Here is a 22314-nt window from a genome sequence, read left to right as displayed (position 1 = left end):
TGATAAGCTTAATAAGCGGCGTTGAAATAATCTTCCGCCGTCATGGCGAAGAATTCAACCGCCTCGAAACGGCCGTGTCCGGCCGGATAGTCCGGATGTGAGCGCTCATGTTGGAGACCGATGCGGCGGGCGAGCTTGAGGGAGGCGGTGTTGGAGGCCATCACCTTGGCCCAGACCCTGACCGCGCCGACGCGCTCGACGGCGAGACCGACCAGGGCGCGCCCGATCTGCGTGCCATAGCCCTTCCCCCAGAGAGCGGGCGCCACGCCCCAGCCGATCTCGGCCAGACCGCCGCGCCCCAGGATGATGAACCCGTCGCCGACAGCCAGCCCGCGCGCCTTGTCCTCGGCGGCGAGATGAAAGACATGGCGGCGCTCGTCGCCCTGGCGCGCCACTTGGCGCGTGACGAAGTTCTTGACGTCATCCTCATTGCGCAAACGCATGGCGATATGGCGCTGATACGTGGCCTGCGTCATGAAGAGCGCGAAGGCATTCCAGTCGCGCGCCTCGATCTCGCGCAGCACGAGGGACTGTGTTTCGACCGCGGGAAGTATGGTGGCAATCGTCATTCTGCCGCCTCGTATCCGATCTGCTTTCCGCTCGCCCAGCCGTCGAGGAAACGATTGAACCAGTCGCCCAACACCTTGTCATAGAGAAGATTGTCCGCCAGTTGCCGGTCGGCGGGATGGGCGCCTTTCATCGTCTGCTTGTGCGCCGGGCGGCGCGCAATCCAGCGGCTCAAGCCCTGGCGACCTGTCTCGGGATGGAACTGGAAGCCATAGGCGTTGGAGCCGTATCGGAAGGCCTGCTCGGGAAAGCTGTCGGTGCCGGCGAGCTTCACCGTGCCGGCGGGCGTCCGGTACCAGCCGTGCCAATGCGACTGCAGCACCTTCATACCGGCGCCGAAAAGCGCGCGGCCCGTCAAGGTCGGCACCAGATCGTAATAGCCATATTCGGCCGCGCCCTCAGGGTGGCCCGATACCGTCTCGCCCAGCGTATGCGCCAGCAGCTGGCCGCCGAGGCACAGGCCCAGCACCGGCATCTCAAGCTTCAGGGCGCGGTCGAGGAGGCGCATCTCGTCTTTCAGATCGGGAAAGCGGTCCTGCTGGTCGACATCCTGGGCGCCGCCATAGACGATGATACCCGCCACCCGCTCATCGAGATCGGGCAGAGCTTCGCCCGCGGCCGGGCAAACCCATTTCAGAACATAGCCCCGGCGCTTCGCCCAGGCTGACGCCCGGTCGTCCATCTCATCGTTGTCGTGCACGACGAGGAGCATCACTTGCGAATCTGCCATGGCCGCCAGTCTAGCGTTCCGGGCCGATACGGAAAAGTATCGTCCGCCGATCATCCGCGATCCCGAAGATAAACGCCAGATGAACGGCCCGTTCAGGGTCGGTTGCGCCCGGCGCTGCTAGAACCTGGGCCATAGGGATTTCAGTGCTTCAGGAGAGTTCCATGACTGCCCAGGCCGTTCGCGGCACGCTTCTTGCTCCGCCCGGACTGTTCACGCGCGTGCGTTTCCATTTGGCGCAGCGGCAGGCGAGGCGGCAGTTGCAAGAGCTCGACGACCGCCTGCTGCGCGACATCGGCTTCGCGCGGGATGACAACGAAATCCGTAGGTTCCTGAAGTAATTCAGAGCTGACGGACGGCGAGACGAAGGCGGTTCTACGGCGGACCGCCTTCGTTCGTTTTGGGATCATGAACCGCCGAGTGCGGCGCGCTCACGAACATGTGAGCTAGGCCGCCGCCCGCCCCGGCCCGTCCGCGGAGATATGCGCGAAGTCGTACCGGTCGCGGATATGGTCGTTGAAGAACCGCCCCTTCGACACCGACTTGCGGAAGGCCGCATAGACCCGCTCCGGTACATCATAGTAGCGGTAGAGTCTGCCCGAATCCTGGAATCGCACATCGAGCGTCCCGGTGCCTGGCTCATATTCAATGCGGCTGATGGCGGTCGAAGGCATCGCTCCTCACATCGGCCGCGGCTTCGGCGTCCGCGTCATGCTCGGACGGCGCTTCTTGGGAACCTTCTTCTCCCCCTGGTCGGTCACGGCCGGCTCCCCCCACGGTCCCGGCTTGCTATGACCTTCGGCGACACCGTCCTTGCCTTCCTCGGGATCGGCCTCGAGGGCAAGAAGCTCGCGGGCTTTTTCCCAATGTTCGAAGTCCTTGCCTTGCGGCTGGCCTTCCTCGAGCCAAAGGCGGTAGGCGCGCTCCCGAATACGCTCTTCGGTAATATGGGTCGGTCTGATCATGGGCACCTCCCTACCGGCAGCGACTGCCGGTAACTGATAAGCGCCGGAACCGCATGCAGGTTCCGGCAGGGTTCCCATCTGCAAACTAAAATACGCGGATTCGCTCGCTCCTGCACCAAGCCGCCGTGCGCTCACACAATGAAATTGCCGCAACGGCATTTCGCCGCTAGGATGAACCTCAGGATCTTGAGGGAAATACTGAGAATGCGAGTGCTCTTCATAGTTCTCACGGTCCTCTTGCTGCAGCTTGCCAGCAACCACGACGTGCCCGCTCAGGAAGTGGCTGTCGCATCCCCGGAGGAACTGCGGGACATCTTCAAGCAAAACGGCGTTCCGGAGGGTAAACGCGCGGTGCTTATCTTCCTTCCCGGCATACTCGGTTCAAAGTTGATAGATCCAAACGAAACGGACCCAGACAAGCGGCTCGTATGGGGAGGCAACGTCTTCAATGACCCTAGATTACTGCTCGGAGAGACGGACCTGCGGCCGGAAATCTTTGACGATGCGGAGATCTCGACTTTTATCGCGACTCTAAGAGTCAGTATCTACGGCCAAGCGCTTCAGAGACTGCGCGTCGGCAACATTCTCCAGAAGTCCGAACTCCTGATTTTTCCCTATGATTGGCGACAGTCAAATCTGACATCGGGAGACCGGTTCGAGGAATTTCTGTGCAGGAACTCCAGCGAACTGAGCGGAAAGGATATTATTTTCGTCGCCCACAGCATGGGTGGACTCGTTCTGAAAAGTTGGTTCGTCCGCCACTATGACCGGGAAAACTCCTGCCTTCAGCAGAATGGCCAAAATCCAGACATCAAACACGTCGTCTTCGTTGGAACCCCCCATTATGGCTCACCGAAGATCGTCAGAACGCTATTCGCGGGTTACTCGATGCTCCCGATCAGCGTGATAAATTCTAAGGTCACTGAAGGGATCAACAAATACGGCTATAGCTTCGAAAGTCTCTACGAACTTCTTCCAGCGCAACACAATCCCAACTGTCGTCAGGCGTTACAGAACCTCAATCTCGCACCGGCGCTCGCGCTCGATAATGTCCCAGGAAACACATTCATAGATCTGTTCGACGCCAACCTCTATCGCGAGTGGAAAATTCCCCGGAGCATGGGCGACGCGGAAAGAAAGGAATTTCACGACAAAAAACTGCAAGGCATCCTGGACAAGGCTAAGATCATAAATTGCGGTTTGGCTACTTACGACTTTCCAAAGCTCGGCAAAGACAAGGTCGTGACCTATTTCGGCAAGACGCCGAAGAAGGACACCGACTTGCGATATACCCTCGTGTCCGATCAACGAAGGATCAGGCTGAGCTTCGGATCACCAGCCCCGCTTTCAAAACTCGACGAGGACAAAACGGAACTCGACTTCGGCGACGGCACCGTAACGACTGATGCCGCCTCATGGCGAGGCGTGATTAATGACCCAAATCACCGCAGAGACTGCGGTGCCTCCCATGGCGATCTGATGGACAACGATGGCGTCCAGTCCTATTTGTTTGATCTTGTCCAGACGCCTGTGGTCGTGCAATTGGGAAAACTTCGAGAGACGAACAAGGAAGGCTACAACAAGATCATAGCCGATCTGGCGAAAGACGGTAAGCTCGTCTGGAGTGTTCCATCCGCCAGCGACATCTCCACCACAACGACCAATGGCGAGATATTGCGTCTAATGTCAAAGGACGCGGAGTCCACCTGGAAGCTCGCGACTGCACCAACGACCGAAAGTATGGCCAAGATCGTGATCAACGAAGTTATCGCGAACTCAACAGACACCAATCAAGTCCGTCAGCTCTTTTCGCTGAACAACCAAGGCTATCAGCTTTTTGGATTGGGTTATACCACTGAGGCGGCGGCGAGCCTGGACAAGGCTATCGATATGTGGGCCAACAAAACGCCAGGCATGTTGAAGGGGCGCGATGCAGCCGCAAAGGCGTTCAACACCCTAGGGGTGATTAAACTGAATAATGCCGACATCGAGGGTGCCAAGGCCGCTTGGACAGCCTCAGAGGACCTGGGCCACCCTGTGGCCCGCAAAAACCTCGACTATTTGCGAAGCCTACAAGGGGGCTAAACGCGGTTCGTTAAATATCCAGCCCCTCGTCGCTGACGAATTCGGCGCGGCCCGAAATGAACTTGAAGCGTTCCTCCGGCTTGTTGCCCATCAGCTGCTCGACCACCTTGGCGGTCGTCGCTTTCTCGTCGCCCGCGACATCGACCCTGAGCAGCGCGCGCTTATTGGGGTCCATCGTCGTCTCCTTCAACTGGCCAGGCAGCATCTCGCCCAGGCCCTTGAAGCGCGATATCTCGACCTTGCCCCGGCCGGAAAATTCGCCTTTGAGCAATTCGTCCTTGTGCTGATCATTGCGGGCATAGGCGGTCTTCGATCCCTGCGCCAGCTTGTAGAGCGGCGGCACGGCCAGATAGAGATGGCCCTCCTCGATCATTTGCGGCAACTGGCGGTAAAAGAAGGTGATGAGCAATGACGCGATATGGGCGCCGTCGACATCGGCGTCGGTCATCACGATCACCTTGTCATAGCGCAGATCGTCCTCGCGGTAGCTCGCCCCCGTGCCGCAGCCCAAGGCCTGGAGCAGATCGGAGAGCTGCTGGTTCTGGGCGAGCTTGTCCTTGCCGGCGCTCGCCACGTTGAGGATCTTGCCGCGCAAAGGCAGCACGGCTTGAGTGGCGCGGTTCCTCGCCTGCTTGGCGGAGCCGCCGGCCGAGTCGCCTTCGACGATGAAGAGCTCGGAGCCGTCGGCGGCCGTCGAGGAGCAGTCGGCGAGCTTGCCCGGCAGGCGCAATTTGCGCAGTGCCGTCTTGCGGCCGACTTCCTTCTCCTGGCGCCGGCGCAGGCGCTCCTCGGCGCGGTCGGCGATCCAGTTCAGCAATTTGTCGGCCTGGGCCGGATGGCCGGTAAGCCAGTGGTCGAAATGATCTCGAATTGCCGTCTCGACGATGCGCGCCGCTTCGAGTGTGGCGAGCCGGTCCTTGGTCTGGCCCTGGAATTCCGGCTCGCGGATGAAGACCGACAGCAAGGCGCCTGAGGACGCCATGACGTCGTCGCCGGTCACGATGCCGGCACGCTTGTTGCCGGCGAGCTCGGCATAGTTCTTGAGCGAGCGCAGAAGCGCGGCGCGCAAGCCCTGCTCATGGGTGCCGCCATCGGGCGTGGGAATGGTGTTGCAATAAGACGAGATGAAGCCTTCATCGCCGCCGAACCACGCCACCGCCCATTCGACCGAGCCATGGCCGCCGGGCTTCGTCACCTTGCCGGCGAAGATCTCGTCCGCCACGCGGGTGCGCCCTTCCAGGCGCTCTTCGAGGAAGTCCTTGAGGCCGCCGGGGAAATGCAGCACGGCCTTTTCCGGCGTCTCCTTGTCCTTGATATGGGAGGGATCGCACGACCAGCGGATCTCGACGCCGCCGAAGAGATAGGCCTTGGAGCGGGCCATGCGGAACAGCCGCGCGCCAGAGAACTCGATCGTCTTGCCAAAGATCTGCGGATCGGGGCGGAAACGCACCAAGGTGCCGCGCCGGTTCGTCACCTTGCCGAGCTTCTCGAGCTTGCTCACCGGCTTGCCGCGCTGGTAGCTCTGGCGGAAAAGCTGTTGGCCGCGCGCCACTTCGACGATCAGGTCCTCCGACAGGGCGTTCACCACCGAGACGCCGACGCCGTGCAGGCCGCCCGAAGTCTCATAGACCTTGGAATCGAATTTGCCGCCGGCATGCAGCGTCGTCATGATGACTTCGAGGGCGGACTTGTCCTTGAATTTAGGGTGCGGGTCGACCGGAATGCCGCGGCCATTGTCGGTGACGGTGAGCCAGCCATCCTTGTCGTAATCGACCTCGATCCAGTCGGCATGACCCGCCACCGCCTCGTCCATGGCGTTGTCGATCACCTCGGCAAAGAGATGATGCAGCGCCTTCTCATCGGTGCCGCCAATATACATGCCGGGCCGGCGGCGCACTGGCTCGAGCCCCTCGAGCACCTCGATGTCGGCGGCGGTGTAGCTCTCATCCCCGCTCTTCGGCTTCGCGGCGCGCGCCTTGGGGGCGGGCGCCATCTCGCCGTCGAGCTTGTCAAAGAGATCGTTCACCTTGTTCTTGGCCATCGTAATCCAGTCGAATCAGTCGTTTCGGGGGTTACGTCCTACCTACCCCAGTTCAGGCGGAGGGTAAAAGCGACAGAAGCGGCAGAAGAATGGCTGACCTGACGCCAACGGCACTTCCCTTCTCGCCCTGGTCTCCCTTAAATGGCGCTCCCGCCACTATCGCAAAGCCCTTGATATGCCCGGTCTTTTCGATCCGCTGAAACTCGGTCCGCTGACCCTGCCGAACCGCATCTGGATGGCACCCCTGACCCGCAGTCGCGCGGGGCCCGAGCGTCGGCCCAATGCGCTGATGGCCGAATATTACGCCCAGCGCGCTTCCGCCGGCCTCATCCTCAGCGAAGCCACCAGCGTCACCCCCATGGGGGTCGGCTATGCCGATACGCCCGGAATCTGGTCCGCGGAACAGACGGACGGCTGGCGCGCCGTGACCAAGTCCGTGCATGAGGCGGGCGGTCGCATCTTCCTGCAGCTCTGGCATGTCGGGCGCATTTCGGACCCCATTTTCCTCGATGGTGCCTTGCCCGTGGCGCCGAGCGCCGTGCAGCCGGCGGGAACCGTCAGCCTGGTGCGTCCCAAGCGCCCCTATGTGACGCCCCGGGCGATCGAGCGCGATGAGATCGCCGGCGTCATCGCGGCCTATCGCAAGGGCGCCGAGAATGCCGAGCGGGCTGGCTTCGACGGCGTCGAGCTCCATGGCGCCAATGGTTATCTGCTCGACCAATTCCTCCAGGACAAGACCAACCGGCGCAGCGACGACTATGGCGGCTCGATCGAGAACCGGGCGCGGCTGATGCTCGAGGCTACCGATGCGGCGATCGCCGTCTGGGGCGCCGAGCGCGTCGGCATGCATCTCAATCTGCGGCGCAACTCGCATGACATCGACGATTCCTCGCCGGAAGTGACCTTCACCTATGTGGCGCGCGAGCTCGGTCGGCGCAAAATCGCCTTCATCATCGCGCGCGAGTCTCTCGCCGAGCCGCGGCTCGGGCCAAAGGTGAAGCGGGCCTTTGGCGGCGTCTACGTCGCCAATCAGGAGTTCACGCGTGACGCGGCGGAAGACGCCATCGCGCAGGGCGATGCGGATGCGGTAGCCTTCGGCAGGCTCTTCCTCGCCAATCCCGATCTGCCGGCCCGCTTCGCACAGGCAGCACCGCTCAACCGGCCCGATGAAACGACATTCTACACACCGGGGCGGGAAGGCTATACGGACTATCCCTTTCTTTAGATCGGCGCAGGCGGGGCGAGCGCGAAACGCTTCGCCAGCCCCATCAGTCCCTCGCGCCGACCGCTATCGAGCGCCAGCCCGTGGGCTTGCGCCTCGGCCTTGCGCTTGAGCGCCGCCTGCCCCGGCAGCCGCACATCCGGCTTGCCCGCAGGCACTGCCGACTTCGCGCAAACCTGTACAAGCCAGTCCGTCTGACGCAAAAACGCCTCCCGACCGCCAAAGGCTTCCGGCGCGAAAGCCAGGACCAGGACCGATGCTCCCCACTCCTTGGGCGCATCGGCACGGCCGAAGCCGCCGAGCCCCTGGGTGAGCGCTTCAACCATCAGGCTGAGCCCATAGCCTTTATGGCCATGATCGACGCCGCCAATGGGGAGGATCGAGCCGCCTCCTTTCATCACATTAGGGTCGTCCGTCACCTGGCCATTGCCGTCCAGGAGCCATTTGCCCGGCAGCGGTGTCCCCGCCTTGCGCATGCGCGCGCACATCGCCGCCGTAGTGATCGAGGTGCTGACATCGATCAGGATCGGATCGGGATCGGCCGGAATGCCGACCGCGATCGGGTTCGGCGTCATCACCGGCGTCACCCCGCCAAACGGCGCCACATGCGAGTCGCTGGGATCGGACGACAGGATGATAAGCGCCAGACCGTCGCGCGCCGGCGCCTCGAGGAAAGCCGCAAGGCAGGCGATGTGGTGGCTGCGTCTCAAGACAACAGCGCCGATACCGAAGCTGCGGGCGCGTTTGCCCGCTTCGGCGACCGCGAGCTCCGTCGTCCAGATCCCCGGTAGCCGTCCCGCATCCCACAACGCCACCGCGCCGAAATCGCTGATGATCCGGGGCCGGCCGTCTTTCACCATGGCGCCGTTTTCGATCTCCTCGACATAATCCGGCAACAGCGCGAGACCATGGGTCGTATGACCGTAGAGATCGGCCTCGACCAGTCCCTTTGCCACGACTTCCCCAGGCTCCGCGGGCAGCCCCGCTTTCACCAGCACATCGCGCGCAAATTTCCGTAATGCCTCCACTTCATAGACTGTGCTCATCGAATTTTCCGTGTTTAGCGCGAACGCCGTTGCGAGATATGCCAAGGGATGACCCAGCGCTCGATCAGAGTGACGGTGCCAAACAACGCCAGTCCCAGCAGGGTCAGAAGGAAGATGCCGGCAAAAGCGAGATCGGGCCGCATATTGCCGGTGACGATCTGGATATAGAAGCCGAGTCCCCGGTCGCTGCCGATGAATTCGGCGATGGTCGCCCCCACCGTGGCGTTGATCGCGGCATATTTGAAGCCGACGAAGCACTGCGGCAAGGCTGCCGGCAGGCGCACCTTGAAGAAGGCGCGCCATGGGCTCGCGCCGGAAGCACGGATGAAGCGCACCAGTTCCTCGCTCAGCGAGCCGAAGGCCAATATGGCATTAAGCACGACCGGGAAGAAGCAGACCAGGAAAACAATAATGACCTTCGGCAACAGGCCGAAACCAAGCCAGGAAATGAAGAGCGGCGCGAAGGCTATCTTAGGCGTCATCTCGAGGCTGACGAAAAAGGGATAGATCGTCCGGCGCAGGAGCGAGGAGAAAGCGATGGCAAGTCCCAATGGGACCGCGACGATTATCGCCACGACATAGCCGATGACACTCTCGACCGCCGTCACATAGGTATAATAGAGGAGACGGTCGATATCGGCCCAGCCACGCGTCACGATCTCGGAGGGGCGCGGCAGGATATAGGCGGGAATGCCGAACAGATCGATCGCATATTCCCAGAACAGGAAGAAGCCGGCAAAGAAGAGAACGAAGGCCCAGGAGCGGTTGAGACCGCGCCAAAGGGCATCGAGCCACGTTGCGCGCGCCGGCTTGGTACCGGCCTTCTCAGAGGACGCCATAGCCATGGAAGATCTCCTCGATCTCGCTCGCATGGGCTCTGAACCTCTCGCTGCGCTTGACTGCGAGATCGCGCGGCCACGGCAGATTAATGTCGATCACCTTCTCGATGCGCCCCGGTCGCGGCGAGATCACGCAGACACGCGTCGAAAGCTGTATCGCCTCCTCGATCGAGTGGGTGACGAAGACCACTGTCGGGCGATCAGCCAGCCACAAGGCCTGGAGATCTCGCCTTATGCTTTCGCGCGTCATCGCGTCGAGCTTGCCGAGCGGCTCATCGAGCAGGAGAACGCCAGGACGATGCACCAGTGTCTGGCAGAAGGCGGCGCGCTGCTGCATGCCGCCCGATAATTCGTAAGGATAGCGTTCGGCGAAATCATCGAGCTTCACCGAGCTGATCAGGCGATCGATGCCGGCGCGATAGTCAGCGACAGATAGCCCACGCAGTTCGATCTGCAGCTCGATATTGCCACGCACGGTGCGCCAAGGAACCAACGTATTGTCCTGGAACATGATGCCGATGCTGGTTTGCGGCTCGCATACGACATGGCCGCCGACCTCGATCTCCCCCGATGTGCAATCGAGAAGTCCGGCGATCATCAGCATCAGTGTCGACTTGCCGCAACCTGAAGGCCCGAGCAGCGAGATAAACTCGCCGGGTTCGATCCTGAGGCTGGAGGGGCCGAATGCATGGATCGCCTCGGCGCCCGTTGCATAGGTCTTTACGGCTGACCTGATCTCGATGGCGGCGGCCATCATCTGTCACCCTGTATTTAGTTCCCCCTCTCCCGCGCGTTGGCGTGGGAGAGGAAGAAGCCTGGAATGTCACGGGACGAAATCGTTGCTGTAGAAAGCGGAGGCAGGCTTGTCGGTCTTGAGATCATTGTACTTCTTCATCAATGCCAGCATGTCGTCCCAGTCGGCGGCTACATTCACGCCGAGGTGCTTGTCCTTGTTGGCCTTGGAGTAAAGCACACCCAAAGTCACGTCGAGCACTGCGCGCGCCTGGGCCTTGCCCTGCTCCTCGGCCATCGAGCCGCCGACGATATCCGCCATCGAGGCGATCGCTGCATCGGGATTAGCTTCCGTTTCCTTATAGGCCTTCATCGTGGCGGCGACAAAGCGCTTCACCAGATCAGGATTATTCTTCACCGTGTCCGCATTGGCGACGATGCAGTAGCCGACCTGGTTCACGCCAAAGTCCGAATAAGGAAAGGTGACCGGCTCGGCGCCGCCATTGGCCTTGATCTCGGCCGGCTTGTCGTCGAGCCCGCCCAATATGCCGACCGCGCCGCCAGCGCCTTGCAGGTAGCTCGATACCAGGGCGCCATCCGGGACATTGGTGATGGTCACATCGCCGTCCTTCAAGCCAGCGGCCTGAAGCACGAGCGGAAAGAATGTGTTCACCCCGGCATTGGCTGTCGTGAGAATGGTCTTGCCCTTCAAGTCAGCAAGCGATTTTACGCCCGCATCCGGCCGCACGATGACCGCCTCCGTCCCCATCGCGTCGATCACGCCCACGGAAATGAGCGGCGCGCCCTGAGCCGCGAGATTGAGCATCGAGGCACAGGAGCCATAAGAGAACGTGCTGTCGCCATTGGCGACAAGGCGATGCGCCGAGCCCGACCCGTTGCCGGAGCGAATGTCGAGATTGATCCCGGCATCCTTGTAATAGCCCTTGTCCTTACCAAGGGCGAAGCCGGCATGGGATCCGTAATACATCCAGTTAAGCCGCAGACGTACATCGTCCGCCGCTTTGGCGATGCCTGCCGCCGCGACCAGAGCCGCAGCAAGGACAGTAGATAGAATCAATTGCTTCCTATTCATCTGCTTCCTCCATGGCGCTTTGTTATTTCAAACCGGCAGGCAGGCCGGACCTGCCGGCTCGTAGGTTTTATACGACAACGCAAATTCCTGATGGCCAAGCTCTTCCGACTTGCTCGGATGCCCGCTCGCGAGACGAACGACCGCGGCGACGATGCGCTCCGCCACGTCGTCGATCGTCTCGGTGCCGTCGGCGATGGTTCCGCCATTGACATCGATATCCTCGGCGAGGCGTTGATAGACGCGCGAATTGGATACCCCTTTGATGACAGGCGCCACCGCTTGGCCGACGACGGAGCCCGCGCCGGTGGTGAAGATGATCATATGACAGCCGCTCGCCACCATCTCGGTAATGGTCTGCGTGTCGTTGATGTTGGGGATGCCGTAGCGTACCGGACCGTCGTTCACCGTGTCCATCAGATAGAGGCCGCTCTTCGGCGGGCGCGTGCCCGGTTTGATCAATCCGGCGATCGGGCGCGAGCCGCTCTTGGCATAGGCACCGAGCGACTTCTCCTCGAGTGTCGACAGTCCGTGCTTGATGTTGCCGCCGCCGAAACTGCCGTGACCAAGCTCGTTGTAATAGCGGTCCGCCTTTTCCACCGCCGCTCGCAATTCGCGGCCGAGCTCGGGCGTGGTCGCCCGCTTCGCCATGTGCTCCTGGCAGCCGATGAGCTCGCAGGTTTCCTCGAACATCAGCGTGCCGCCGGCATCGCCCAGACGGTCGAAGGCGCGGCCGACGGCGGGATTGATGGTGATGCCGCTCAACCCGTCCGAGCCGCCGCATTTGGTGCCGATCACGAGGTCGGAAATCGCGATCGGGATCGTCTCGGCCGCCTTTGCCCGCACTAGCGCCGCATCCAACCATTGGCGCCCTTCCGCGATCGTGGCGCGTGTGCCGCCGCTTTCCTGGATGACCAGGAGTTTCGCCTCCCGGCCCGACGCCGCTACCATATCAAGCAGCGCGCCACGGCGAAACTCCTCGCAACCCAGCGAGACCAGCAGAACCGCGCCGACATTGGGATGGGTGCACATGGCTTCCATCACACGCTGCGCGTAGTCGCTCGGATAGCAGCCGGGGAAACCGATGAGCTGTGCGCCCTCGGTCTGATAGCCCTGTGCGATCTGACGCGCCACGTGATGGGCGCACTCGACCAGATAGGCGACTACGACGAAATTGCGGATGCCTTTGCGGCCGTCGGCCCGCGGAAAACCCCGCATGCCGGAGACGGTCTGTGACGAAGCCCTATTCATAGTGGTCCTCATCATTGTTGAGATACTGGCTTTTCACATTGTGCACATGAACCAGACGCCCCCGCGGGATCGCGGCTGTCGTGATACCGACCGCCATGGTGAAGCGGATGACTCGTTCGCCCGCGGCGATGTCGCGTAGCGCAATCTTGTGCCCCTGGACTATCCGCTCGCCAGCGGTAAGCTGCAAGCCCCTTGCATCGCATGCCTGCTCATTCGCCGCGATGTCGCGCAGAGCGATACCCACATTGTCATCGCCGTCCAGCACGATCATGTTCACCATTGCGCTCATTCGACTTATCTCGCGACCAGCCTCGGCACTTTCTTCTCCTGCATCATGCGAAGAGCGTCATCACGATAACGCGCTCTTACATCGCGCGTCGGCGGGCGGCAGCGCGACGACGGCAAACCCACCAGCTCCATGCAGAGCTTGTCGAGATAGCCGTCACCGCTGGTATACTCCTTCTCGATCTTCACCCACAGCTTGTAGAAGGGCATCGCCTCATCGATCATCATGCGCGAGATCTCCGAATAGTTCGCGGCCCGGACTTCATCGATGAGCTTTATTCCCCATTCCGGCCAATAATTGCACAAATGGACCTCGAAGGCCTTCGCGCCCAGAGCCGGCATCGCCGAATAGGGGAAGAACAGATTATTGTCGATGATCGTGAAACGGTCGGAGAAATGCGAGGTCACGTCCTCGAACTCCATCGCATCGGTGCGCGGCGTCGCCCATTTCAGGCCGACGATGTTTGGAATGCGCGCCAGACGGTCGATCATGGCGAAGGAAAGCCCCGTCGCCGTCCAGAAGGTATTATAGACGATAATGCCGAGATCGGGAGCGGCTTTCGCCGCTGCGGTGACGAATTCCTCGAAATCACCCTCCGTATGGGCGAAGTAGAAGGGACACGAGACCTGCATGAAGTCGAAGCCCATGGCCTGTGCGGCCTGCGCCAGGCGTACCAGTTCGAGTGTGCTGGTCGACTGCCCGCCAAAAGCCAGTGGTACCCTCCCCCCGGCCTCCTCCACGACAGTCTCCGCCACCTTCAGGCGTTCATCGAAGGTCATGGTCGAAAAATCGCCCGCGGCACCGCCCGCGAGAAGCGTCGCATAATCGGTATTGAGTCCGCTCTCGATCAGGAACCGCACATAGTTGCGCAGGGCGGCATGATTGACGGGAAAACCGGCTGCGTCCTCGAATGGCGTCGGTATGGTGACATAGCAGCCGGCCAGCCGGGATTTCAGTAGTTCAGGATTCACGCGGTTTCTCCCTGGCTTGCAAGAGTTGATCTGTCGAGTTCGACGGCATTGCCGTCGGCCGTGAAGAGATGGACCTGACGCCAATCGACGCCGATCGAGATGGACTGGGGTTCAGGCCGCACAGGCGCTGCCTCGCCTTGGCGAACAATCAGGCCGCCGGCCGGATGGTCGGGCGCATGCAGATAGCTTTCGCCGCCGAGCCGTTCGACGAAGTCGACACGGGCATCGAGACGCGGCCCTTTGCCATGCTGCAGACGGAAATGCTCGGGCCGGACGCCGAGCGTCACCTGATCGCCGACCGGGATCTCACGCGCGAGCTCGATCTCGACCCTGCCCGGCGTCATGCCGGCAATGTCGAGAAGAAGCTTGCGGCCGGAAGTGTTCACCAGCCTGGCCGCAAGGAAGCTCATCTTCGGCGAGCCCATAAAGCCGGCGACGAATTTGTTGCGCGGGGCGGCGTAGATCTCGAGCGGCGTTCCGACCTGTTCAATGACGCCCGACCGCAGCACGACGATCCGGTCCGCCAGCGTCATCGCCTCGGTCTGGTCATGGGTCACATAGATCATCGTGGCGCCGAGCTTGCGATGCAGCTTGGTCAGCTCGAGGCGCATCTGGACGCGCAATTCGGCGTCGAGATTGGACAAAGGTTCGTCGAACAGGAACACCTGCGGGTCGCGCACAATGGCGCGGCCGATGGCGACGCGCTGGCGCTGGCCGCCCGACAGCTCCTTGGGCTTCCGGCTAAGCAATTCGCCAAGCTGAAGCGTCTCGGCCGCCCGTAGTATCCGCGCCTCGCGCTCCTTCTTCGGCACTTTTTCCATGAGCAGCGAGAAGCCCATATTCTCGGCCACCGTCATATGCGGATAGAGGGCGTAGTTCTGGAAAACCATCGCGACGCCGCGCTTGGCCGGCGGGACACCGCGCATCGGCTTGCCGCCGATCGACAGCGTGCCCGAGCTGATCGGCTCGAGCCCGCATATCATGCGCAGCAAAGTGGATTTGCCGCAGCCCGATGGCCCGACGAAAACGATGAACTCCCCATGCTCGACAGCCAGGTCCACCCCATGGATCACGTCGATATTGCCAAAGGATTTGGTGATGGACTTTAGCTCAATCGCGGCCATTTAATTCCTTTCGTCGGCAGACCCGAGGGCGCGCGCATCGAGAATGGTGGACTGGATGCCCGTCAGCCCGCGTGCATCGCGGGCGTAATAGGCGATGAACAAGAAGCCGTCGCGGCGCCGCGCCAAGGTCGGATAGCCGAGATCGCGGTTAGGAAGGCCTGCCCGGACCATGACGGGGCAATCGGTGTTCCAGCTTTCGCCGCCATCCTCGGAGACATAAAGCGTGATGGCATAGGGCGGTATGCGCCGGCCGGCGACGCAGACAAGCCGGCCGTCCGGCAGTTCCAGAAGGTCGGCGGGATAATCTGCGATGCCCGTCGCGCGGGCCGCACTCCAGCTTCGCCCGCCATCATCGGAGAAAGCGAGATGCAGGATGCGGGTGGCATTGTCGCGCATGAGCAGGAGCAGCCGGCCGGAGCGCAGCAGAAGCGGCGCCGGCTCCTCGAATTCATGGCCCGCGCCATCGGTCACGGCGAGCGGCGGCGACCAGCTCTCGCCGCCGTCGCGCGAGCGCAGCACGAAGACATTCCGATAATGCGGCACATCCGACAAGGGCAGGACGATCTCGCCATCAGGGAGCTCGATACCGCCGCGCATGCCATAGCCGCCGCTATAGGGCGCGGTGGCGATACGAATCGAACGGCCAAAGCTCTTCCCATTATCGTCGGAATGATGCAGCCAGGTCTCGCCCGCGCCGCGCGCCCACGGGAAACGCTCCGCGATGCTCTCGGCATCGGGTGCCCAATCCGCCAGCTCGGCCGCCATCGCCTTGGCGCTGAGCAACTTCTCCGAGGATACATAGGCTGCGGGATCGAGATGCGCGCGGGCATATTCCAGCGTGTGCCATTCGAACCGCCACTGATTGAGCAGCACGCGCCCGGACCGCAAGGCGGTGAGGCCGGCACATTCGACCCCCAGCCAACCGGACGCCGGAACAATCACCGGTTCGGTCCAGCTCTCCCCCTCATCCGCCGAGCGCATGAGCATGTTGCAATAAAGCGGGTCCTGCGGTGGATGCAGGACGAGATCGCGGCGGATGCTCCGGGTGAAGACCAGAAGCCAGCGATCCGGCCGCAGCGCGAGAAGATGTGGGTGGGCGCAATAAGCTGAAGGGTCGGCGTAGAGCACGGCATGCGCCATTGCCCGGTCCTCCTTCACTTTTCTTGCGCCCACCTGTTGCATTTAGCGCTCCTCAGACCCGGAATCTGGTGCAGCGGACATATTGCAGAGGCTTCGGATCGTCACTCCATTCATGGAAGGAGCAGACGATTGTGCCATCCGGCATCTGCGCCACGCTCGGATAGCCGATATGCTGGTAGACACCGGGATTGTTCCAGTCGACACCGCCGCCGGCGATCTTGCCGGAGGCCGGCGACATACGGCTCGAGCCCGGCGTCTCGGTTGCCGTGGCGCCCGGCACACCGCCTTCGCGGATGACGAACTCGTTCTTCTTGTCCCAGGTGACGCCGTCGTCGGAAATGATCGCGCGCACGCCGTAGGGCGGACGGCGATAGCCATAAACCATCAGGTAACGACCATCCTGAAGCGCGATGAGCTCCGGCGGATAGCCCCAGATATTAGTCCATTTCGGCGGCGTCCAGCTGAAGCCGTCGTCCTCCGAAATGGTCATCACCATGTTCTTGGCATCGCCGCTCGGATTGACATGGGTGCGCATGAAGCAGACGAGGCGTCCGTCCTTCAGGCGCAGCAGGCCGGGTTCTTCGTAGTCGATGATGTTGGCCGGGTCATAGGCAAGGGTCGAATAATATTCCCAGTTCTCGCCGCCATCATCGGAACGCATCAGGGCCGAGCGCGTACTCTCGCCTTCGCCCTCCTCCTCATAGCCGTGAATGCGGCCGTAAAGCCCCATCAGCAGCGATCCATTCGGCAGGAGCCAGGAGCCCAGCCGGCAGCCGCCATGCTTCAGCGGCCGCACATTGACCGGCACGGGATCGCTCCAGCTCTTGCCGCCATCCGTCGACTTCACGACATAGGTGCCGAGCCAGGCTTGCGTCTTGTAGGCCCAGGTCCAGTCGCCCCATTCCTTGGTGTGCGGATGCGAGCTCCAGGACGGCTGCTCCGGCTTGACGCCGCGCTTGAAAAAGCCGGTGATAGTCATGTTCACCAGGAGCGTGCCGTCCTCCAGTTCGCAGATGCCACAATCCCAGTTGCCCTGCGTCGCGGTCCACGGCAACACCACCGTCGGCTCGCTCCATGTCTTGCCGCCGTCCTTAGAACGGGTCAGCAATGTCTGTCCGCTGTCATGATGATAGGGAAAGCGCTCCTCGTTGAAGACGGCGACGAGATCGCCGTTCTTCAGAGTGCGCGTCGCGATCTGATTGACGCAATGCTCGTTGTGCTTGAAGATCACATGGTGCTCGACATTCTTGATAGGACTCATTCTTAATTCCCTCGTTGAACTTGATCGAAAATCTGCATGTCAGAGCCGGATTCCGACATTCTTGATGCTGAGATAGTTGCGGATTCCGGGCAGGCCGCGCTCGCGACCGATACCGCTGTCCTTAATTCCACCCGTCGGCGCCTGGACACCGCCGATGAACCAGCCATTGATCCAGACGGAGCCCGCCTCGAGGTCGCGGGCGAGCGTCAGCGCCTTGGAAATATCCCGGCTGTAGACGCCAGCGACGAGGCCGTAGCCCAGGCCATTGGCGAGCGCTCTAGCCTCCTCGACTGTGTCGAAGATCTGCGCCACGGCTACCGGACCGAAGATCTCCTCGCGCACCAGCGCATTGCCGGCATCGACAGCATCTATGATCGTGGGGGCGATGAAATAGCCGCGCTCGAGCGCCTTCGGGCGATCACCGCCCAGCCTCACGCGCGCGCCTGACCGGCGCCCCGCCGCGAGATAGGCCTGAACCTTGTCATATTGCTCCTTGGAAACGAGCGGACCCAGGTCGAGATTGTCGAGCCCCGGTCCGACAGCAAGCTTCTGCGCATGCGCCGCCAGTCGCTCGAGGAACTCCTCGGCGATCTCACGCTGCAGGAGAAGGCGCGACGAAGAGGAACAGACCTGACCGCTATTGCCGAAGGCGCCGTCGATCGCGTCGTAGGCGGCGCGCTCGAGATCGGCATCGCCAAGCACGATCATCGGATTCTTGCCGCCGAGCTCGAGCACCGCCGGCTTGAGCCCGGCCGCCGCGTTCATATAGATCTTGCGGCCGGTTTCCACGGATCCCGTGAAGGTGATGCCGCGCACTAATGGATGGGCGACGAGCGCCGCGCCCGCCTCCTCGCCATAGCCCGCAACCACATTCACGACGCCTTTCGGTAAGCCAACTTCCTGACACAGTTCGGCAAAGGCGAGCGCGGTCAAAGGTGACTGCTCGGCGGGTTTCACCACTGCTGTGCAGCCCGCCGCCAGCGCCGGTGCCACCGAGCGCGCCACCATCCCCAAGGGATAGTTCCAGGGCACGATGTGGGCGGTGACGCCGACCGGCTCGAGCATGGTGAAATCGACGAAAGCGGGACCTAGAGGAATAGTCGCGCCCTCCATCTTGTCGGCGGCGCCGGCATTGTAGCGGATGGTGGCACAGACGCCCCTGACGTCGCCAAGCGACTCCTTGACCGGCTTGCCGACATCGAGCGTTTCGAGCAGCGCGAAGCGTTCCGCGTCGGCTTCGAGAGCATCCGCCAGCTTGAACATCAGGCGGCCGCGTTCGGCGGGCGTCAGATTGCGCCAGTCGCCCCGGCTGGCACGGTCAGCGGCCTTGACCGCGAGATCGACGTCCTCGGCGCCGCCGCGCGCGACCGCGGCGAGCATTTCCTCCGTACTTGGATCGATGGTCGCGAAGGTCTCGCCGCCGGCCGCCTTGCGATGTGCGCCGTCGATGAAATGCGCTTCCGGAAGAACGCCCTTGAGATCTGCGCGCGAATATTGTCTATCGCTCATTGCTTGATGCTGCCTTGCGAAATGCCCTGGATGAAGTAACGCTGCAGGAAACAGAACAGCATCAGACTCGGGATGCTGAGGATGGTGACCGCCGCCATGGCGACGCTGTAGCCTTCGATCTGGGTCCTTGTACCGACAACAGGCGTGAAGGCGGCGACTCCGACCGGCAAAGTCTTCATGCTTTCATCGAAGGTGACGAGGAGCGGCCACAGGAAGCTGTTCCAGTTGAGCGTGAAGATGATGACCGAGGCGGCGATGGCGGGCGCGCGCGCCAGAGGCAGCGCGATGCGGAAGAACAGGTTGAAGGGACCGGCGCCGTCCATCTTCGCTGCATCCTCGAGCTCCGAGGGAAAGTTGAGGAAGAACTGGCGGAAGATGTATACGCTGAAGACATTGCCGATCGCCGGCAGGATGAGAGCCTGATAGGAGCTCGCCCACCCCACCTTCACGAAGGCCAGCAGCAACGGGATCACCGAGACTTCCACCGGGATCATCAAGGAGGCGAGGAAGACGGCGAAGAGAAGATTGCGCCCCGGGAAGTTCATCCGCGCCAGCGCGTAACCCGCCATGGCCCCGAACAGCACGCAGAGGAAGGTGGCGGCCGCGGCCTGGATCAGGCTGTTGATGCCCCAGCGGATCACCGGATATTCGAAGACCTTGATATAGTTGTCCAAGGTCACCCGGCTCGGCAGCCATTCGATATCCTGTGTCATGACGTCGGCAGGAAACTTGAAGGAGGTCGACACCATCCACACGAACGGCAGGGCCCATAGCACCGCGACGGCGATGCCGATCGGCCAGATCACGAAATCCCACCGATTGAGCCGGCGCTCCTCGAGTTCGCGTTCGAGCCACCGCATCACGCACGCTCCTTGAGCAGGAAGCGCTGCGCAAAGGTGACGGCGAGGATGAGCGCGAAGAGCAGGATCGCGATGGCGGACGCGTAGCCGAAGAGATTGCGCACGATCGCGATGCTATAGATGTAATGGATCGGCGAAGAGGAAGATCCCGCCGGCCCGCCATTGGTCATGACATAGACCTGACTGAATATGCGCAAGGTCGATATGAGCTGCAAGGTGACGACCATGCTGATCACCGGGCGCAAATGCGGCAGGATCACATAGCGGAAGCGCTGCCAGCGATTGGCGCCGTCGACGATCGCCGCGTCGTTGATCTCGCCCGGAATGTCCTGAAGTGCTGCGAGGAACAGCACGAAAGCTAAACCGAGATCCCACCAGATGGAGGCGATGCTGACCCCCACCAGTGACCAACGGGTGGAGGTGAGCCACGGAACATCGTCGATGCCGAAGAAGGAAAGATAGTGGTTGACGAGGCCGAATTGCGTGTCGAGCAGCCACACCCAGACCAGGCCGATCACCGTCGCCGAAACAACCGTCGGCGCGAAGAACAGTGTGCGCGCCAGGCCCGACAGTGGATAGCGCTTGTTGACGAAAAGCGCGAAGACAAGGCCCAGCACGGTGACGCTTGGCACGATGATGACGCCATAGAACAGGATGTTCTTGAAAGCGACGGCGACCCAATGGTCGTTGAAGGCGCGGGTGAAGTTATTCAGGCCTTCCCATTTCGGCGCGCCGACGATGCTCCAGCGCGTGAAGGCGACGTAGAAGCCGAAAAGCACCGGCAAGATGTTGAACAGGAAGAACGGGATCGCGAAGAAGGCGACAAGCACATAACCGGCCTTGTCGATCTCCCCCGTAATTTCCGGTCGCGCCCGCTCGACGCTATGGGCAGCCACGCTCATGCAATGGTCCTGATCAGTTCCGCATCATTGCTTCGAGAAGGACGCCACAGCCTTCGAACTGTGGCGTCCGGCGCTCTATCTCTTTGATTTTGCGCATCGGCTTTCCCGAAAACCGCGCGCACTTTTCGGGCCGATGTTCTAGATCTCAGCCTTCGTCGAGATCGGCCTGCCATTGCGTCTGGATCTGGGTCATGGCGTCGTCGATCGACGTCTGCCCCGACCATACGCCTTCGAGCGTCTTTGCCAGGAAGTTGCCACCCGAATAGATGGTGAAGTTCGGCCCGTTGACGACCGGGATCTCGCCGACGGTGGCGAAACTCATGCCGTCGACAAAGGCGCCGCGCACGTCCCAGGAATTACCGGTGGTCTTGTAATCCGGACGGTCCAGGATCGATTTGCGCGGGCTGGCGCCGCGTCCGACCGTCGTCCATAGGAAACTGTTGTCGGAGAGCCATTTGACGGCCTGCATCGTCGCCTCATAGCGGGCGGTGTCAGCCTGCTGATAGAGCTCGAGGCCGCCCATCTCGAAATAGGTAACGTGCTTGTCGCCAATCTTCGGGAACAGCGCCGTCTTGAAGTTGAGCTTCTGGCCGACATAGCCGTTGAGCGTCCACGGGCCGGTCCAGAAGATCGAGCCCTGCCCCGTGCCGAAGGCCTTGTAGCGGTCAGTGACGTCGCGCGTCGACACCTTGTGCTTGTCGAAGAGATCGAGCACCCATTGCATGGCCTTCTTGCTCGCCTCGGGATTGACGCAGGCGGTCTTGAGATCATCGCTCGCCCTCTGAAAGCCCAGCTGCTCGGCGACGATGCCCCAGGTCACGGTGGGCTGCACCCCCGAACCGGTCATCATGATCCCCGAGCGGGTGACCTTGTCGCCCTCGCGCTTGGTCATCGCCGTCGCCCACTCGAGCAACGTCGCGCCGTCGACCGGTGGTTTTGCCGGATCGAGGCCCGCTTCCTTCACATGATCAAGATTGATCTCGGGCTGCAGGCTCATCAGATCCATCGGGATCATGAAAATCTTGTTGTCGTATTTCGGATAGCGCGAGGCCGAAATTGAATATGCGCTGAAATCGGCGAGATCGAGCCCGGCTTTCGCCGCCAGGTCGTCGAGCGGCACGGTCACCGCGTCGCGCGCCAGCTGGGCGCCCTTGCCCGCGGTGCCCCAGCCGAAATCCGGTGCCTTGCCGGTGGCGGCGGCAGCCAGGACCTTGGTGACATATTGCTCTTCCGGCACCACCTCCATCTTGATCTGCACGCCCTTGTCCTTATGCGCCTCGTTGAAGTCGGCGATCATCTTCGCCCAGACTTCGCCGTCAGATGCCGCGAGCCAGCTCCAGTGATTGATTTCGATCGGGTTGGCGGCGCGTGCCCGGCGTGTGGCGAAACCGGGCGCGGCCAGGCTGGCTGCCGCGGCGCCTGTCGCTTTCAGAAGTCCGCGCCGGTTCAAGGCTAAAGTTCCAATGCGTGTGGGTTTCGCAGACATGACAGAACCTCCCTATCGGCACGCGATGAACTGCATGCCTCGTTTTGTTTTCGAGCCATTTTGCTGAGCTTTTGGACCGGTTTACCAATGCGATCGCGCTCCCGGCCTGAGTACGAGTTTTTGACAATCGGCGGATTTTCAGTTGATACTGCGCGCCGAAAACTTTGCATGAGGCGACACGGGGGCCTCTGTCTCATCCGGTTCACCAGG

General features: G+C 61.8%; 22 protein-coding genes. 3 read left to right on the top strand and 19 right to left on the bottom strand.

Annotation, left to right across the window (positions count from 1 at the left end):
- Positions 1-8 precede the first annotated feature (8 nt).
- Together G5V57_RS25585 and G5V57_RS25580 are read right to left on the bottom strand one after the other, a co-directional pair.
- Positions 9-569, bottom strand: coding sequence for a GNAT family N-acetyltransferase (locus G5V57_RS25585; RefSeq protein ID WP_165170658.1), 561 nt, complete (start codon positions 567-569; stop codon positions 9-11).
- A complete protein-coding gene (locus G5V57_RS25580) occupies positions 566-1297 on the bottom strand; it encodes a glutamine amidotransferase (protein WP_165170656.1) in 732 nt (243 codons plus the stop codon). The genes G5V57_RS25585 and G5V57_RS25580 overlap by 4 nt, the downstream gene beginning before the upstream one ends.
- Positions 1298-1458: 161 nt before the next feature.
- On the opposite strand from G5V57_RS25580, the gene G5V57_RS25575 reads away from it, so the two are divergent.
- A complete protein-coding gene (locus G5V57_RS25575; protein ID WP_165170654.1) occupies positions 1459-1635 on the top strand; it encodes a DUF1127 domain-containing protein in 177 nt (58 codons plus the stop codon).
- Positions 1636-1740: 105 nt separating this feature from the next.
- Here the strand turns inward: G5V57_RS25575 and G5V57_RS25570 are convergent, their stop codons facing one another.
- Positions 1741-1968 (bottom strand): KTSC domain-containing protein, encoded by a 228-nt coding sequence (locus G5V57_RS25570; RefSeq protein WP_165170652.1) that lies wholly within the window; start codon positions 1966-1968, stop codon positions 1741-1743.
- Positions 1969-1974: 6 nt separating this feature from the next.
- Positions 1975-2259, bottom strand: a complete 285-nt coding sequence (locus G5V57_RS25565; protein WP_165170650.1) for a DUF2934 domain-containing protein — start codon at positions 2257-2259, stop codon at positions 1975-1977.
- Positions 2260-2463: 204 nt separating this feature from the next.
- Here G5V57_RS25565 and G5V57_RS25560 point away from each other — a divergent pair, with 204 nt between their 5' ends.
- Positions 2464-4344 (top strand): hypothetical protein, encoded by a 1881-nt coding sequence (locus G5V57_RS25560; RefSeq protein ID WP_165170648.1) that lies wholly within the window; start codon positions 2464-2466, stop codon positions 4342-4344.
- A gap of 10 nt (positions 4345-4354) precedes the next feature.
- On the opposite strand, the gene parE is transcribed toward G5V57_RS25560, so the two are convergent.
- A complete protein-coding gene (gene parE / locus G5V57_RS25555; protein WP_165170646.1) occupies positions 4355-6385 on the bottom strand; it encodes a DNA topoisomerase IV subunit B in 2031 nt (676 codons plus the stop codon).
- Positions 6386-6560: 175 nt separating this feature from the next.
- Between parE and G5V57_RS25550 the strand changes: the two genes are divergently transcribed.
- Positions 6561-7610, top strand: coding sequence for an alkene reductase (locus G5V57_RS25550; RefSeq protein ID WP_165170644.1), 1050 nt, complete (start codon positions 6561-6563; stop codon positions 7608-7610).
- On the opposite strand, the gene G5V57_RS25545 is transcribed toward G5V57_RS25550, so the two are convergent.
- The 14 genes from G5V57_RS25545 to G5V57_RS25480 all read right to left on the bottom strand — a co-directional run bounded on the left by G5V57_RS25545 (position 7607) and on the right by G5V57_RS25480 (position 22104).
- The gene (locus tag G5V57_RS25545; protein ID WP_165170642.1) at positions 7607-8653 is read right to left on the bottom strand and encodes an Ldh family oxidoreductase; all 1047 of its coding nucleotides are present in this window, start codon (positions 8651-8653) and stop codon (positions 7607-7609) included. The genes G5V57_RS25550 and G5V57_RS25545 overlap by 4 nt on opposite strands.
- A 14-nt stretch (positions 8654-8667) precedes the next feature.
- A complete protein-coding gene (locus tag G5V57_RS25540) occupies positions 8668-9498 on the bottom strand; it encodes an ABC transporter permease (protein ID WP_246737363.1) in 831 nt (276 codons plus the stop codon).
- Complete coding sequence (locus G5V57_RS25535; protein ID WP_246737362.1) at positions 9479-10249, bottom strand: ABC transporter ATP-binding protein; 771 nt, start codon at positions 10247-10249, stop codon at positions 9479-9481. The genes G5V57_RS25540 and G5V57_RS25535 overlap by 20 nt, the downstream gene beginning before the upstream one ends.
- A 66-nt stretch (positions 10250-10315) precedes the next feature.
- Positions 10316-11317, bottom strand: coding sequence for an ABC transporter substrate-binding protein (locus G5V57_RS25530; RefSeq protein WP_165170640.1), 1002 nt, complete (start codon positions 11315-11317; stop codon positions 10316-10318).
- A 27-nt stretch (positions 11318-11344) separates the two neighbouring features.
- Positions 11345-12565: a UxaA family hydrolase gene (locus G5V57_RS25525; RefSeq protein WP_246737361.1), complete on the bottom strand. Its 1221-nt coding sequence runs from the start codon at positions 12563-12565 to the stop codon at positions 11345-11347.
- Positions 12558-12854, bottom strand: a complete 297-nt coding sequence (locus G5V57_RS25520; protein ID WP_165170638.1) for a UxaA family hydrolase — start codon at positions 12852-12854, stop codon at positions 12558-12560. Before G5V57_RS25520 ends, G5V57_RS25525 begins: the two co-directional genes overlap by 8 nt.
- A 5-nt stretch (positions 12855-12859) precedes the next feature.
- Positions 12860-13822 (bottom strand): dihydrodipicolinate synthase family protein, encoded by a 963-nt coding sequence (locus G5V57_RS25515; protein WP_165170636.1) that lies wholly within the window; start codon positions 13820-13822, stop codon positions 12860-12862.
- Positions 13819-14946: an ABC transporter ATP-binding protein gene (locus G5V57_RS25510; protein WP_165170634.1), complete on the bottom strand. Its 1128-nt coding sequence runs from the start codon at positions 14944-14946 to the stop codon at positions 13819-13821. The genes G5V57_RS25515 and G5V57_RS25510 overlap by 4 nt, the downstream gene beginning before the upstream one ends.
- Positions 14947-16128, bottom strand: coding sequence for a sialidase family protein (locus G5V57_RS25505; RefSeq protein WP_165170632.1), 1182 nt, complete (start codon positions 16126-16128; stop codon positions 14947-14949). It abuts the gene before it with no gap.
- 10 nt (positions 16129-16138) lie between these two features.
- On the bottom strand, positions 16139-17347 hold the full coding sequence (locus G5V57_RS25500; RefSeq protein ID WP_165170630.1) for a sialidase family protein: 1209 nt from the start codon (positions 17345-17347) through the stop codon (positions 16139-16141).
- A gap of 39 nt (positions 17348-17386) precedes the next feature.
- Entirely contained in the window at positions 17387-18856 is a 1470-nt protein-coding gene (locus G5V57_RS25495) for an aldehyde dehydrogenase (protein ID WP_165170628.1), read from the bottom strand.
- Positions 18853-19716 (bottom strand): carbohydrate ABC transporter permease, encoded by an 864-nt coding sequence (locus G5V57_RS25490; protein WP_165170626.1) that lies wholly within the window; start codon positions 19714-19716, stop codon positions 18853-18855. The genes G5V57_RS25495 and G5V57_RS25490 overlap by 4 nt, the downstream gene beginning before the upstream one ends.
- The gene (locus G5V57_RS25485; protein WP_165170624.1) at positions 19716-20618 is read right to left on the bottom strand and encodes a carbohydrate ABC transporter permease; all 903 of its coding nucleotides are present in this window, start codon (positions 20616-20618) and stop codon (positions 19716-19718) included. The genes G5V57_RS25490 and G5V57_RS25485 overlap by 1 nt, the downstream gene beginning before the upstream one ends.
- Positions 20619-20763: 145 nt before the next feature.
- Positions 20764-22104, bottom strand: coding sequence for an extracellular solute-binding protein (locus tag G5V57_RS25480; RefSeq protein ID WP_165170622.1), 1341 nt, complete (start codon positions 22102-22104; stop codon positions 20764-20766).
- Between the last annotated feature and the right edge of the window lie 210 nt (positions 22105-22314).

Origin of the sequence: Nordella sp. HKS 07, from assembly GCF_011046735.1 — a bacterium.
GTDB lineage: Bacteria > Pseudomonadota > Alphaproteobacteria > Rhizobiales > Aestuariivirgaceae > Taklimakanibacter.
This window is presented reverse-complemented; position numbering and strand designations above follow the sequence as displayed.

Coding starts and splice junctions, on each gene's coding strand:
- G5V57_RS25585 (WP_165170658.1), bottom strand. CDS start 569: ATGACGATTGCCACCATACTTCCCGCGGTCGAAACACAGTCCCTCGTG.
- G5V57_RS25580 (WP_165170656.1), bottom strand. CDS start 1,297: ATGGCAGATTCGCAAGTGATGCTCCTCGTCGTGCACGACAACGATGAG.
- G5V57_RS25575 (WP_165170654.1), top strand. CDS start 1,459: ATGACTGCCCAGGCCGTTCGCGGCACGCTTCTTGCTCCGCCCGGACTG.
- G5V57_RS25570 (WP_165170652.1), bottom strand. CDS start 1,968: ATGCCTTCGACCGCCATCAGCCGCATTGAATATGAGCCAGGCACCGGG.
- G5V57_RS25565 (WP_165170650.1), bottom strand. CDS start 2,259: ATGATCAGACCGACCCATATTACCGAAGAGCGTATTCGGGAGCGCGCC.
- G5V57_RS25560 (WP_165170648.1), top strand. CDS start 2,464: ATGCGAGTGCTCTTCATAGTTCTCACGGTCCTCTTGCTGCAGCTTGCC.
- parE (WP_165170646.1), bottom strand. CDS start 6,385: ATGGCCAAGAACAAGGTGAACGATCTCTTTGACAAGCTCGACGGCGAG.
- G5V57_RS25550 (WP_165170644.1), top strand. CDS start 6,561: ATGCCCGGTCTTTTCGATCCGCTGAAACTCGGTCCGCTGACCCTGCCG.
- G5V57_RS25545 (WP_165170642.1), bottom strand. CDS start 8,653: ATGAGCACAGTCTATGAAGTGGAGGCATTACGGAAATTTGCGCGCGAT.
- G5V57_RS25540 (WP_246737363.1), bottom strand. CDS start 9,498: ATGGCTATGGCGTCCTCTGAGAAGGCCGGTACCAAGCCGGCGCGCGCA.
- G5V57_RS25535 (WP_246737362.1), bottom strand. CDS start 10,249: ATGATGGCCGCCGCCATCGAGATCAGGTCAGCCGTAAAGACCTATGCA.
- G5V57_RS25530 (WP_165170640.1), bottom strand. CDS start 11,317: ATGAATAGGAAGCAATTGATTCTATCTACTGTCCTTGCTGCGGCTCTG.
- G5V57_RS25525 (WP_246737361.1), bottom strand. CDS start 12,565: ATGAATAGGGCTTCGTCACAGACCGTCTCCGGCATGCGGGGTTTTCCG.
- G5V57_RS25520 (WP_165170638.1), bottom strand. CDS start 12,854: ATGAGCGCAATGGTGAACATGATCGTGCTGGACGGCGATGACAATGTG.
- G5V57_RS25510 (WP_165170634.1), bottom strand. CDS start 14,946: ATGGCCGCGATTGAGCTAAAGTCCATCACCAAATCCTTTGGCAATATC.
- G5V57_RS25505 (WP_165170632.1), bottom strand. CDS start 16,128: ATGCAACAGGTGGGCGCAAGAAAAGTGAAGGAGGACCGGGCAATGGCG.
- G5V57_RS25500 (WP_165170630.1), bottom strand. CDS start 17,347: ATGAGTCCTATCAAGAATGTCGAGCACCATGTGATCTTCAAGCACAAC.
- G5V57_RS25495 (WP_165170628.1), bottom strand. CDS start 18,856: ATGAGCGATAGACAATATTCGCGCGCAGATCTCAAGGGCGTTCTTCCG.
- G5V57_RS25490 (WP_165170626.1), bottom strand. CDS start 19,716: ATGCGGTGGCTCGAACGCGAACTCGAGGAGCGCCGGCTCAATCGGTGG.
- G5V57_RS25485 (WP_165170624.1), bottom strand. CDS start 20,618: ATGAGCGTGGCTGCCCATAGCGTCGAGCGGGCGCGACCGGAAATTACG.
- G5V57_RS25480 (WP_165170622.1), bottom strand. CDS start 22,104: ATGTCTGCGAAACCCACACGCATTGGAACTTTAGCCTTGAACCGGCGC.